Origin of the sequence: Limibacter armeniacum (genome assembly GCF_036880985.1) — a bacterium.
Classification (GTDB): domain Bacteria; phylum Bacteroidota; class Bacteroidia; order Cytophagales; family Flammeovirgaceae; genus Limibacter; species Limibacter armeniacum.
The window spans coordinates 1344845-1358432 of the sequence record NZ_JBAJNO010000008.1 but is presented as its reverse complement, the minus strand read 5'-3'; the positions used below and the strand labels follow the sequence as shown (position 1 = coordinate 1358432).

The window sequence follows — 13588 nt, the reverse complement described above, 5'->3', positions numbered from 1 at the left end:
GATGTCCGCTCAGTAACAATTGGATCAACTATTACCCTTGGTTCTCTGTTAAAGGAATTGGGAATTGTGTAAAGATTTGGTCTTTCGCCCTATCCAATGGCAATTCATTGCTATTGAGCTTTCCATATCTTCTTAAGTCGATCATACGGTGGCCGTATTCTCCCCACAGCGAATATCTTCTTTCGTACAAAATCTGGTCTACCATGGCATCTTTGGTCTTCTCACCACTATACTGAGTTAAGCCCGCTTTTGTCCGTACAACATCAATCAACTCAATTGCCTCATCAAACATACTCAATTGAATATATGCCTCTGCCTTGATTAAGAGAAGTTCTTCATTACGGATAATGTCCATTGGTGCTGTTGCTGATGTAAACAATGCTGTAGAATATGAACCTGTCAGGTTATCCTGCACTGTAGGATCCGTTCTAAGAATGGTTTTCTTGGCCACTCTCATATCACCCATCTCTGCATCTTCTACAAAGCTCTCATGAACCACAATCTGGTCTCCATTCTGTCCAGGAACTTTGAATAATGGGTTCAGCATATCACCACCTTGTGTACTGAACACGTGTTTGGGCCCAATAGACAAGTCAGCTGACATATCCATAAATGACTCATCCATGATATTGAGTACGTCATCATACTCACCTCTGTACAATGCCACTCTAGCTGCCACTGCCCTATTGAACGTTCTGAAAGTTGCAGGCTTATCAAAACCTGCATAACCTGATGTCAGGGTAAAAGCAAAATCACTACCTGCACTAGTCAGTTGGGTAGCTCCTGTATCCAACAGGTCTGCAATATGCTTCTCGGCTTCAGCTCTAGTGACAAAACCTCCTAGGTTAAGAGGGTCTGATACATCAATTCTGATTCCGTTATCATATAACTGGTTCAATACCATTAGCAGCTCATGCGCTTTCACTGTATTGGCAAAGCCTCTATAGCCATTCTTTTGCTCTTCTGAAAGTACTGTTGCCTCCTCTACTGCTTCCAAAATGATATTCGCCAACTTGACTACCTGATACCTGCTAGCAAAACTTGCAGTGCTGTAGAAAGAGTTGTTATCCAAGCTCACACCATCTTTTCCAAGCAAATCTTCCGTATTTCTTGGGTCAGCATCAAAGATGTAGAACTCTCTGGCAATAGTTCCCATCGCAGTAACATGCACTCCCACATCTTCTCTCATGCTTGCCATCACTCCTACTACCAAGTTATTCAACTCAGCTACTGTAGGATCACTCAGGACATCGTTTACACTTGGGTTATTCAAGTCAACTGCTTCATCAATTGTACAGCTTTGAAAAGCAATCAAAGCCCCAGCCATCAGGCCAATCGTTATATATTTTCTTAACATCAGTATTTTCCAATTTAGGTTTAAAAACTTTAAATCAACGGCTCTTTCCAATTGCTTAGAATGCAACATTCAAGTGGAAGTACAGTTGCTTTGAACTTGGGAATGGAGTCACATCCAAACCACTTGAAATCACGTTACTACCGTTTACAGAAACTTCAGGGTCATAACCCGAGTAGTCTGTTTTTGTCCAAAGGTTTCTACCTGACACACCCAGTTTTACACGCTCAACGGTATCGCCGAAAACGCCTGAAAGTGCCGTCTTAGGAATTCTGTAGTACAAGGCTACCTCTCTTAACCTTACATACCCTGCCGGTTCAATAAATGATGACCTGTTCTGACCTGCTTCAGTATCCAGATCAACAGTAGTACCACCAAGGTCTGTCAGGAGCTTTGTCAGGTTCAGGTTTTCACCACCTTGTTTCCAATGCACAAGGAAAGAGAAGTCAAAGTTTTTAAGGAAGGTAATATTGTTAGTGAATGACATCTGGAAGTCCGGCTCTGCATCACCTACTTTCACTACTTCGCCATCAACTGACTGTGCCAACTGCGTTACAGAAGCTCCTTCTTCCATATAGAATGTACCTAGTCCAAGACCAAAGCCATTGCCTGGAGGCGGGAATGAAGGAACACCCAGTCTGGTTACTTTTGATTTATTTTTCCAGAAATTGGTTGTAGACACCCATCTGAAGTTTTCTTTATTTACAGCATCCACTGTCAAGCCCAACTCAATACCTTGGTTATTGATATCTGCATCATTGATTACCTGTGAAGTATAACCTGATGACGACTCCAATGCACGGTCAAAAAGCAGGTCATTTACATCACGGCTATAATAGGATGCTTCCAAGCTGATACGGTTATCAAGCCACGCCATATCTAATCCGAATTCCATCTCTGATGAGGTCTCAGGAATCAGGTCAGGAGTACCTCTGTTTCCTCGGATTACAGTACCAGGCATACCGTCAATTACGGTAGACACAAGTGGCGTAAACAGCGAACCGTAACCTGCACTTGTACCTGTCTCACCGTAAGCACCACGTACCTTCAGCACATTCATGGCATCCACTGACCAAAAGTCAAAGTTGGCAATGTTTACAGCCAGTGATGTTTTCAAGAACGGATAATACTCATTAGGGTCACCATTGAGGCTTGACTTATCCATTCTAACACCTAACGTACCAATGATCTTGTCATCGTAATTCACTTCTTCCTGCAATACGATACCAAACTCCTCTTCCACTTCCTGTGTCTGGATAATGTCCTTTGCTCCACCATGAGTCAGGTTCTCCTGCCCTGGGATCAGCTGCGTGGTTTGGTTGTATACCAGATCTCTGTTAAAGTTCAGATAAGAGATACCCGCTTGCGTACTCAAACTCAGCTTATTGTCCATCAGGAACTTATCGAATACCATAAATGCTTGGTAGTTCAGGTTTCTGAACTTGTTTTTACCTACACCTACAAAGCCATTTTTTGTACCGATTTGCGGCCCATGATCCTCAGGAACATAGACATACGTCTCATTCATAAAGAAATCCAAACCTCCATTCAATTTCGCTTTCATTGAGGTAGTACTATTCTGCAACAACTTAATCTCAAGGTTAGCACCTTGCATGATACGGTTGACACGGTCCTCATTTTTTACTTTATCTCTTACAAAAAGCATGTTACCTGCAAAGTTGGGGTTAGCTGGGTAATTCCCATTCTCATCAGGATGAAGCTCTGCCCAAGGTCTTGTAAAGGCAAGGTTGTATCCATATGAAAGACCTCCCTCATTTTCGTTACCTGTTGTACCTCTTCTTGTAAAAGTATTGACATAGTTGGTACTCAAACCCAACTTGATGGCATCACTTAGCTGATGGTTGATATTTGCTCTCAAAGAGTTTCTTTCAAATCCAGTATTTTTCACAATACCTTCTTCATCTCTCATCGAACCGGCAATGAAAAAGCTTGTTTTATCATTGCCTCCAGAAAGGCTCAATTTTGTATTGGTGATCAGCCCTTTTTCACCGTACAGCTCTTCCTCATAGTTATAGATTTTGCCAGCAGCCTGTGCCGCCTTAAACTTTTCAACTTCAGCGTCACCATAAGTTGCTCTTACTGATTCCTCAGTGAAGTTCCTTACACCCATATAGCGCTGAATGGTATTGACACCTACATCTTGGCTAAAATTGATTTTGGTTTTACCTGCTTTACCTTTCTTAGTTGTAATAATGATTACACCCGCATTCGCTCTTGTACCATAAATGGCAGCAGCTGAAGCTCCTTTCAGTACCTCAATCGATTCAATATCTGTTGGGTCAAGGTCTGCAATACGGTTAGCAGAGTTTTCCTCATTACCTCTATTTGCACCAGATGCGAACCTCAAACCACTTGGGATTTCTGCATTGTTCAAATAAATACCATCGATAATAAATAACGGCTGGTTGTTACCCTTGATAGAGGAGACACCTCTCAAACGAATACCCATACCACCACCTGGCGCACCAGAACTTGCCGTGATATTCACACCCGTGATTTTACCATACAGAGCACCATCCATGGTTGGTTGGCTGGTTGTTCCGGCAAGTTGGGCTGCATCTACAGTACCTACAGCATTTGCCAGATTGGAACGCTTGATACTGGATGCCAAACCAGAAACCACTACCTCATCCAGACTGGTTACATCTTCTTCAAGCGAAATGTCAAAAGAATTATTAGGTCCAACAGTTTGTGTCTGGATCTTGTACCCCACAAACTTGAATACCAAAACATCCCCCTGCTTGGCATTCAGTTTAAACTTTCCTTCCAAGTCTGTTACGGTTCCTTGAGCGCTTCCTTCAATAATGACAGACACACCCGGAAGAGGCTCTTGCTCCAGCCCAGAAGTTACAGTACCCGAAATGCTGCGCTCCTGAGCGAATAGCATTGTCGGCACCATTGTTAGTAGCAATAGAATCAGTTGAATTTTTTTCATGTAATAATTTGAATTAAGGTAAAAAGATACAGCTAGTATCCCCATTGACCCGACTCGGAAACGTCTTGCAAGTATGTTCCGGCCTAAATTGATTGAGCCTATGTTGAATTGGTTGTTTTTCAATGTGAGCTTCCTTCAATATTGATCTAGGGTTGGTAATTAGTTATCCACCTTAGTGTTCAGTAGCACCGTTAGTTATGTTCTAAACAAAAAGTGGTTTCTAGTTTATCGAATAAATATTAAAAAGAAAATATTTTATATGTAAAAAATGCAAGTTTATCGAAATTTAATTTTAAACAGAAGTTTAAATTCGATACATAAATCCGAACTTAAACACATACCCGATATTTTATAAACCATACAATAATACAACTTTCCACCTTGCAGCTAACGCAATTGTTTGTACACAAAAAAGCCTCATGCAATTGAATCACATGAGGCTTAAAAGCGATGTTATAATACACTAATGGTCAATTTCTTTCAGTGTACCATACATCCATTTACTCTTGGCGCTAATATTAAAAGTTGTATCGCCTGGAACGGATTTGTACAATATTGTCGCTATGCCTGCTTTTGCCTTTACAGGGTTATTACCAATAAGCTCCCCCTTCCCTTCCAACTCGAAAGTTACTTCTTCATCAAACCGCTCATTGAAGTAACCATATTCATCCACCCCCTTAGCATACACAAACACAATATCGGGGTCTTCTGTAGAAAGTGGAATACCTGAGTAATCAATACTCACATCCAGATCTGTTACAAGCCCAGCGGTATTGATCTCCTCTTGTATCACTTTTTCTCCATCTATATATCCATTGGCTACAATAACTCCATGAATGTACTTTCCTAAGTTGAAGTCAAATGGAGGAGAAATCAGCCTGTCATTCAGCTCATTTATTTCAGGCTTTTTTCGGGCAATAAACTTCCCATTATGGTAAAGCTCTACCTCTTCACAATTGGAAAACACCCTCACAATAGAATCACTTTTGTTATTCCAAAAACTGGCAATCTTTAACATAGGTCCTTTTTCGGCTAGACTATGTTTAATATCCACATCTGCGGGTCGCTGACTCTTATAGAAATAATAGGCAAACTTGGGTAGTCGAAATATATCACTCACTCCTGAAGTCTCAAGGTCATCTGCATAGCCACGGTTATAATCAAACATCAACCAATTTGACATTCCGATGGTCCCCATTCCTTTTCCCTTCAAATTGGAGTTGGCAGCTTCCTGAAAGTTAAGCGCCTGCTGCTTGAGCCTGACTTCACCAGCTTCCCTCAACTGTCGGCTTGTACGTTCTTCTTCTTTCAAACCTTCAAATGCAGTCTGGTTAAACCCCGCGTTTTGTGCATAATATTCCCAGTCTCCATATTCTGAGATAAAGACGCTCCGTTTTCCATCCTTATACCCGTTCCAATAAAAAGGGAATTCACCGTGTTGCCTTGCTGGAATAAACAAGTCATAAGCAGGATGATCCAGCCAGCCAGCACTGTAGGTATCATTGAAAGGCAGTTCTTCGTTCAACACCTTATTGGCTCGTTCCATAAATGCTTCTGACATTTCCGATTCATTCAGGGATACTTCCCAAAAGAAAATTGAAGGGTGGTTCCTGTCTCTACGAACCATATCCCTTATATCTTGAATAGCGTTGTCAGTAAATTCTCCTTTCTTGAAAAACTGCCATCCGGGAATCGCATCCATTACGATAATCCCCAATTCATCACAGGCATCCAGAAAAGATTCGTCCTGCGGATAATGGGACAAGCGGACAAAGTCAAAACCTGCATTCTTGATCTTGACTGCATCTCTCCAGTTTGCTTCATTCGAGATAGCGTACCCAACATATGGATACTCCTGATGTCGGTTGGTACCACTCATAAAAATCTCTTTATCATTGAGCAGAAACCCTTTCTCTGTCAGGTTTATCTTCCTGATTCCAATACGCTTTTCCATTACCTCCACCAAGTCACCATCCACTTCCAGCATTACCTTCAGATCATAAAGGTTGGGATCAGCAGGACTCCACAACATCGGTTTTTTCACCGTCAGGTCTACAATGATCTCTTTGTCTTCCCCTGCCGACAACTCAATTTCTTCAGCCTTGAACTTCTTTCGTTTCCCCTGCTCATCCGTCAAACTGGCTTCTATATAAATATCCCGCTCACTATCGAACTCATTCCGAATATGAACCTGTAGACTTCCATTAGCGACCTCATTAGTTATCGTATCAAAATGTATCAGAATGCCTCCACTTGCAGTTTTTTCTGCAACTACCGGATGTGTGATATAACATTTCTTTTTTCTAATCAGGTTAACATCCCTGTAAATACCGCCATAGAAATTAAAATCTAACTTTCTCAATGGTTTCCCAGGTGGAATGGTCGGGTCATCTACATTCAAAACTTTGACCACCAACTCATTCTCCCCTTCCTTCAGCTGTTTTGTCAAATCAACGACAAAAGGTAAGTAACCTCCTTTGTGCTTTATTAATTCTGTTCCATTCAAAGACACTGTCGCATTGTTCATCACTCCCTCAAACTCCAACCAGACTTTTTCGTTTGGTATTTTCTTCAAACTGAAACGCTTACGGTAAGTACATGCGCCCTGCCACTGGTCATTCACCACAAGCGGTTCAACCTTAGGTGTATGAGGTACTGTCACAGCTACCCAGCTAGTATCATTAGCTTTGACAAACTCCCATCCTTGATTAAAATTTGAAACAGGAGATGGCAGGTTTTTCTTCTCTTGACATGCACTAAGAAAAGTCCATATCGTCAAAAAAAGTAGAAAATGATACTGTGAAGCAAGGCGAAAAAACTTCATACCTGTAGGTCATTTATGTTATGCGGCGGTTTTGAAATTCAAATGTGAAGGACTACCTCTAAAACTTTAATCAAACCTGTAAAGGTTCAATTCATCCATAACTCTTCCTACCCTGTTCAGGTATGTATTTCCTCCCAAATGGTTATAACCTTTTTCTCCCAACTCAAACACAAATTTCCTTGAGGCTGAACGCTTGTCCAACTCATTACGCCAATTGGTTTGGTACTTTGTTACTACCTGCCTGTATTCACGCCAACGGGAACCATCCTGATTCAAGAGGATAATTTCCACAAAAAAGCGAAGGCAAGCCTCCTTTGATTCAAACTTCTGGTACCAGTTATCTTTCCTGTTTTCCTCATCAAAGATCAGTTGTCCAGAAACTGTATGCCTAAGTACCTTTACATTCCCTTCATCCTCATCAGGCTGACCTTTTAGCTGATAGGCATTCGTAGGTTGAATACCCCATTTCTTGATACCCATCAGGTTGTTGGCAAAGTAAGCGGTTCGGGTAGTTCCGTACCCGCTTTCCAAAGCAGCAATACCGAGCAATGCACTTGGAGGCACATTATATTCCTTTCCCAACGTTTGGGCTATTGGCTTGAGAGATTGAACAAAAGTCTCCTTTTCTGACTTTGAAACTTTAGTGGTCGCTGCCAGATAGGCATTATCGTTTCTTCCCTTCTCCTCATCCTCAACTGGTGTAGGTGGGAACGATACTGAAGTAACTTGAGGCAAAACAGTCAATCCGCTTTCCAATTCGCTTAATGCGATTCCATTCTTGTCCAAGGAAATAAACGTCAACTCCTTTACGCCCTCATAGTTAAACTGAAAGCTGAAGGCAGCAGGTACTGCTTCGACCTTAAGCACGCCCAATGATCCGTCTTTCGCCAATACCTTAACCGAACTCACCTTATCCCCTGCATATATATTGAAATATACCGTCTCTCCTTTAACGGCTCTTTCAGGATGCTGTACATAAAGTCCAACCCCTTTCTGAGCATAAGTGACCGAGCAAAAAAACGGCAATATCAGATACAAAAAAGCTTTCCATTTCATCCTTTACAAGTAAATAGCTGTTCCTATCAAATTTCCCTCAAAAAAGGTGGATTTGAATTGATGAACCAACATTTGACACAAAAAAAGGAGGCAGACTGGTAGCCTACCTCCAATTAGGTTTTGATTGATTGTATTCAGATAGTTATTTATTAATGTTCATCACGAACAGATTTGTATCGTGAATTTTAAAAGTTCCTTTCACCTACAAATCTATTCGTGACAATGCCTATTATTGACGTCCTTTAAGCATTTTCTTTGTGATACTAAACTGATCTGTCTTTGCCTTGATCAGGTAAATCCCTTCCGGCAAGTCTGAGGCATCCAGCTCCAATACCTGACTTCCTTTCTCCCTTGTTTCGATGATTTCTTTCACCACCTTGCCTTGAAGGTTATACACCTGCACTGCGATATTGCCATTCTTTTTCAGGTTAAACTGAAGGCTTATCTGCTGCTTAAATGGGTTTGGATAAAATACCGTTTCAATAGCAGACTGTTCCAACAATGGCACTCCCGCAATGCGGGCATTGCTGTTCGCCTCGTTCATAGCCACCAGCAAACTCTTCGCAGGATCAGCCGTGTCGTAAGTCAGCTCCCAAATCATCGTTCCCTGAGTACCTTGCGCCTTGGCATATTCTACCTTAGCCTTCACCATCTTCGGTGTATCAAAGAAGATCAGCTTACCATCCTCACTGACCAATCCACCCTGATTGTTCGGGTCATTCGGGTCATAAGAAGTATCCGCATTAGGATAATCTGCCAATATTTCGGCATAAGTGATAAAATGGTAACCATTGCCTGACTGTCCTGCCTGTGACTTTTTAGTATTCAGGTCATAGCCATAGAATGGTACCCCAATCACCAGCTTGTCTTTTGATACCTGCTGTCCTGAACCTTGCCATGTTGACCAATCACCGCTCCAGTAACGCATCGCTGTCTCGATTGAGTAAATCGGGTTGCTGTCACTTGCTCCTTGGTAAAGGGAGTTGTTGACTTCGTACAGAGCTGAATGAGGACCTTTTGGTGAAGTATCCCAAGAACCAGTAAAATCATAGGACATAATACCTACCCAGTCGAGGTACTCGGCAGCATCAGCGTCATAGTTATTGGCATACCAAGGCGTAGCAAATACGGCTGCTGAAAGTAACTTGTTCGGCATTTTTGCACGAAGCTTTTTAGCCAGTAAAGTCATGCCATAACCAGCAGGGTGCGCCCCTTGGTCTACATCGCCACCCCATGCATCCTGACCTCTTGTACGTCCACCTTGCTCAGAAGTACCTGCAATGGAAGCATCCTGCCACCAACATTCCAGATCAAGGTCAACACCATCAAGGTTATATAGATTTACATAGTCCACTACCTGATTGGCAATCGTCTCGATCATGGCAGGATTGTCCTGATAATGTTCCATCAGCCAAAGGAAGGCGAAGTCTGTAGCACCACCCAATGCAATGGAAACTGTTGCCCCTTGGTTGTGTGCACGCTCTACAATACCCGGCAGCATAGAATCCAAGGTAGCATAATGTACTGGATGGAATGCGCCACTCGAAAAGTCGCTATCAGAATAGGCAGCCCCTTCCTTCTGATCAAACAACAGGAACGCAACGTTCACATGTGTCACTTTACTGAAATCAAGGGTTTCGGTATCTCTCCAAGTTGGGATATAACCAACAATACGCTGGTTAGATGTATTCGGTGTAGGTGCAAAAGGTCCAGTCAGTACAATGGAGCCATCAGCATTGATATCACTTCCACCACTTTCAGCCACAATCGTTACATCAAATGTTTCCACTGTAGAACCGATCTCATTGGTTGCCGTAGCCGTGATAGTAAAGGTTCCGTATGCCGATGGTGTCCATGAAGCAGTACTGGAAGCAAAAGTCTGTCCGCCCACAGCCAACGTCACATCAGAGACAACCCCATTATGGTCTGTTGCCGAAACAGCAATTGCAATGGATGAGAAGGTGGGCATTACAAAAGTAGTGGTAGTAGGCGAGGTAAAACTTACAGACGGTTCAGCGTCCTGACCACCTGTGCCACCACCCGTTCCGCCGCAATCTGCAAATTCCTGCCAGCTAGCTGGTGTATCTGAAGGCACCTGTCCTACAGACCAGTAGTTCAGCAGCTTGTAAACCTTATCATTATAAGTAACCAGCATACCATTTTCCTGATAAGTTACGCTAGCTTTCCACTCAGGATATTGGGTACAATCCAATGCTCCACATGAGCCTTCCAGTTTCCAAACGTCATCTACCGTTGGCTCTGCCCCTACTGCTGGTGCCCAAGCCGCCTTGTAAGTCAAACCATTGTACTCTACAATATCATTTCCCACATAAGTAGTGGACGCACTCCATGAAGCATATGAACAAGTCGAAGCACTTGGTTCTGCTACTGTGATCGTAATCGATACTATAGTAGTCTGGTTAGCATCATCGGTAGCAGAAGCTGTCACCACATAATCACCATAAGCTGTTGGTGTGAAGGAAGCTGTTGTTCCACTGGTTACTGTGCCTGCAATATCAATCTGCGATGAAGTGACCGTCCCATCGTCAGTGGCAGAAATCGACACCGTTATCTCTTCAAAAGTTTCCTGCGTAACCGTCAGGTCAGCTGATGGACTTACAAAAGCCACCACTGGAGGTGTATCGACTGTTTGCGAAATGGTAACGGAAACGGAGGCTGTTCCTGTAGCCCCTTCATTGTCCGTTACTGTGGAAGTGATGGCAAAAGTACCATAGGCAGATGGTGTCCATGAGGCGGTAGTCCCTGAGAATGACTGTCCGTCCACTGTAATTGAAACAGCATCGACAGTACCGTCAGCGTCAGCAGCAGCTACTTCAATCGCAACCGCTGAAAGTGCTTCCTGCTCAATCAAGGCATTGTCCTGAGGTGACACAAAAGATACGGTTGGGTCTACATTTTCTCCACCGCCACCGTCACATGCCCCCAGAGGCGACCACCAATGATCTGCCGTACCTGGTGTAACATTGTAAAGGTTATCCGTCAGACACTCATATAGGTTGCCATTGTAAACCACCTTATCACCTGTCATATAAATGCTCGGATAAGTCTGGTATTCTGCCACACCTGAGCAGTCAGCAGCCAATGAGAATGCAACATTTAAGCATAGAAAGTAGCCAAGCAAACCTACTTGCCTTAGGCGACGAAGTACAGTCTTTGAGAATAGTAGTCTTTGTAATATGTCTTGCATAAAATTGTTGGTTGGGGTACAGCAGCAATCACTGTCCATGTAGAGGAAAAATTCAAATTTCTATGCTCATATTACAGTTTGAGGGCTTTCAAGCCAAAAAACAAACGGCTACAATTGGGGGTACAACGATTAGTCACCTTTTCAAAAAGGGGTACAACACTTTCACAAACCACCTAAATATACATTGTTATTAAAAAGGAAAGGGGTACTAGTCTCCAATTATGGGTTATAATAAAATGAACTCGCTTACAACGGGTGAAATTGCTTGTTTTGAATAAATAGTATTGAAGAGTTTGTATATGGTAATAAAAAAAGTCCATTCTACTCACTCTATGAAGAAGTTGCACTACGTTGGATATTAGTTGGCCTACCTAGTGGAATCAATAATTTGATCAAGTATACTTATACAGGTTTTGAAGATGAAGAAATCTATTATTACACCAACTACAATTATCAATATAATGAATATGGTTACCCTGAAGAAGTTTCCATTATATATGATAACGGTAATATAGCAAGCTATAAGGTTTCTTACAGCAGCTGTGAAGAAGTAGTGGTAGAATAGCTTTATCTTGATTCAAAGTAAAGCGAGGCAGCTTCCACCTATGGAGGCTGCCTTATCATTCTTTACCAAAACAACCCTCTATCAAACCTCAATACCCAAAACCATTACATCATCAATCTGCCGCTTGTTTCCTTTCCAGTTATTGAATTCATCTGTCAGTATTTCTGCCTGCTCCAGAATACCAGTATCTGAAAGTTCTGTAATGGTCTTTAAAAACCTTTTGGATGAGTACTTCTTATTGTTCTTTCCACCAAACTGATCCACGTAACCATCCGTAAATAAATAGAACCTGTCTCCTGACCTCACCTTAAATATATGCTCCCTATACTCATTCTCCACATTCATCACATTACCTACCGCTTTCTTGGTGCCTTTTACTATTTCAAATGAACGGCCATCTGAGTTCCAGTAGATCAAAGGTCTTTTGGCACCTGCATACAAAGCCACATGCACCTTATTGTCAATCGCCAGAATACCGGCTTCTAAACCATCAAGGTTCATCCTGCCCTTTTGCCTTAACCGCTTTTCCATCTCATTATCCAGTTCGGTCAGGATTTCCTTTGGTGACCAGTTTTTCTTATCCACAATCACCTTATCCAGAATTTCTGTTGCAATGACGGTCAGGATAGCACCCGGCACTCCATGACCGGTACAGTCTCCCTGCACAATATAAGTCACGTTACCTACCTCCCTGACAAAACAGAAATCTCCTGAGACGATATCCTTTGGCATATTGATCACAAAACTTTTTTCACGGTCAAGCTTCTCAATGGAAGAGCTGAACAACGCAGTCTGGATATGGTTGGCATAGTTGATTGAATTCAGCAGATCATTGTTGGCTCTCTGCAACTCATTATGCTGACGTCCTATCTTCTCCCGTTGTGCTGAAATCTCCTCCTGATTGGAAATCAGCTCCTCATTATTTACCTGTAGTTCTTCGTTCTGTACTGCCAATTCTTCTTGCTGTTGCTGGACAGTCTTCCGCTCTTCCATTACCTTTTGGCTATAGTGTTTGATTGCCAATGTGATAAAGGTATAGGTCACAAACATACCTCCAAGGTTAAAGAATACCAGTTCCCTGTTGACAGTCGGGATATAGGATGGATAGACGATAGCTATGATATGGAGGAATGTCAGCAGAATGGCGAATGAGATGGAAAGTACATTGACTACTTTGACATTGTGATTGAGTACAACCCTGACTTGTGTTGCCATCAGGAGACCACACATATTGCATAGGTTTTCGATATTTCCGAAAGCATACCAAGCGTATAGGGCAAAGATTCCATTAAAGATAAAAAAGCCGATTACGGTTTTTTCACTCAACTGTCCTTTTGCTGTCAGTACAAATGTGAAATTGCAAATCGCATTAAAAGTAAACATAAAGACCACTATATTTCCCTCCCCATAAAGTAGGTCATAGATAATGGCCAAGGCAGAAAAGAAACTGGTTGTAATAGCAGAAAAGTTGAGCACTTTACGCTCAAATGAGTTGGTATTAATATATGTTGCCATTGAAAGAAAGTCGTCAGTTAGTTTAAAGCTACATTTACGTACCCAAAAAGGATTCTGCACTAAAAAATGAAAGCATATAACATTCCATAATCCGATTATAAAAACATAAC

At 42.1% G+C, this 13588-nt stretch carries 7 protein-coding genes; 1 reads left to right on the top strand and 6 read right to left on the bottom strand.

Annotated features, from left to right (window positions below; all coding sequences use genetic code 11):
* Window positions 1-31: 31 nt before the first annotated feature.
* The 5 genes from V6R21_RS11505 to V6R21_RS11485 all read right to left on the bottom strand — a co-directional run bounded on the left by V6R21_RS11505 (window position 32) and on the right by V6R21_RS11485 (window position 11398).
* The gene (locus V6R21_RS11505; RefSeq protein ID WP_334243756.1) at window positions 32-1357 is read right to left on the bottom strand and encodes a RagB/SusD family nutrient uptake outer membrane protein; all 1326 of its coding nucleotides are present in this window, start codon (window positions 1355-1357) and stop codon (window positions 32-34) included.
* Between the two features lie 55 nt (window positions 1358-1412).
* Window positions 1413-4310: a SusC/RagA family TonB-linked outer membrane protein gene (locus V6R21_RS11500; RefSeq protein ID WP_334243755.1), complete on the bottom strand. Its 2898-nt coding sequence runs from the start codon at window positions 4308-4310 to the stop codon at window positions 1413-1415.
* Between the two features lie 463 nt (window positions 4311-4773).
* Window positions 4774-7134: a glycoside hydrolase family 2 TIM barrel-domain containing protein gene (locus V6R21_RS11495; protein ID WP_334243754.1), complete on the bottom strand. Its 2361-nt coding sequence runs from the start codon at window positions 7132-7134 to the stop codon at window positions 4774-4776.
* 66 nt (window positions 7135-7200) lie between these two features.
* Entirely contained in the window at window positions 7201-8190 is a 990-nt protein-coding gene (locus V6R21_RS11490; RefSeq protein ID WP_334243752.1) for a glucosaminidase domain-containing protein, read from the bottom strand.
* A gap of 229 nt (window positions 8191-8419) precedes the next feature.
* A complete protein-coding gene (locus V6R21_RS11485; protein WP_334243751.1) occupies window positions 8420-11398 on the bottom strand; it encodes a glycosyl hydrolase family 18 protein in 2979 nt (992 codons plus the stop codon).
* 388 nt (window positions 11399-11786) lie between these two features.
* Here V6R21_RS11485 and V6R21_RS11480 point away from each other — a divergent pair, with 388 nt between their 5' ends.
* Window positions 11787-11963, top strand: a complete 177-nt coding sequence (locus V6R21_RS11480) for a hypothetical protein (protein WP_334243750.1) — start codon at window positions 11787-11789, stop codon at window positions 11961-11963.
* A gap of 81 nt (window positions 11964-12044) precedes the next feature.
* On the opposite strand, the gene V6R21_RS11475 is transcribed toward V6R21_RS11480, so the two are convergent.
* Entirely contained in the window at window positions 12045-13478 is a 1434-nt protein-coding gene (locus tag V6R21_RS11475; protein ID WP_334243749.1) for a SpoIIE family protein phosphatase, read from the bottom strand.
* Between the last annotated feature and the right edge of the window lie 110 nt (window positions 13479-13588).

What these genes read in the sequence shown, in the direction of transcription:
- V6R21_RS11505 (WP_334243756.1), bottom strand. Translation starts at nt 1,357, where the DNA reads ATGTTAAGAAAATATATAACGATTGGCCTGATGGCTGGGGCTTTGATT.
- V6R21_RS11500 (WP_334243755.1), bottom strand. Translation starts at nt 4,310, where the DNA reads ATGAAAAAAATTCAACTGATTCTATTGCTACTAACAATGGTGCCGACA.
- V6R21_RS11495 (WP_334243754.1), bottom strand. Translation starts at nt 7,134, where the DNA reads ATGAAGTTTTTTCGCCTTGCTTCACAGTATCATTTTCTACTTTTTTTG.
- V6R21_RS11490 (WP_334243752.1), bottom strand. Translation starts at nt 8,190, where the DNA reads ATGAAATGGAAAGCTTTTTTGTATCTGATATTGCCGTTTTTTTGCTCG.
- V6R21_RS11485 (WP_334243751.1), bottom strand. Translation starts at nt 11,398, where the DNA reads ATGCAAGACATATTACAAAGACTACTATTCTCAAAGACTGTACTTCGT.
- V6R21_RS11475 (WP_334243749.1), bottom strand. Translation starts at nt 13,478, where the DNA reads ATGGCAACATATATTAATACCAACTCATTTGAGCGTAAAGTGCTCAAC.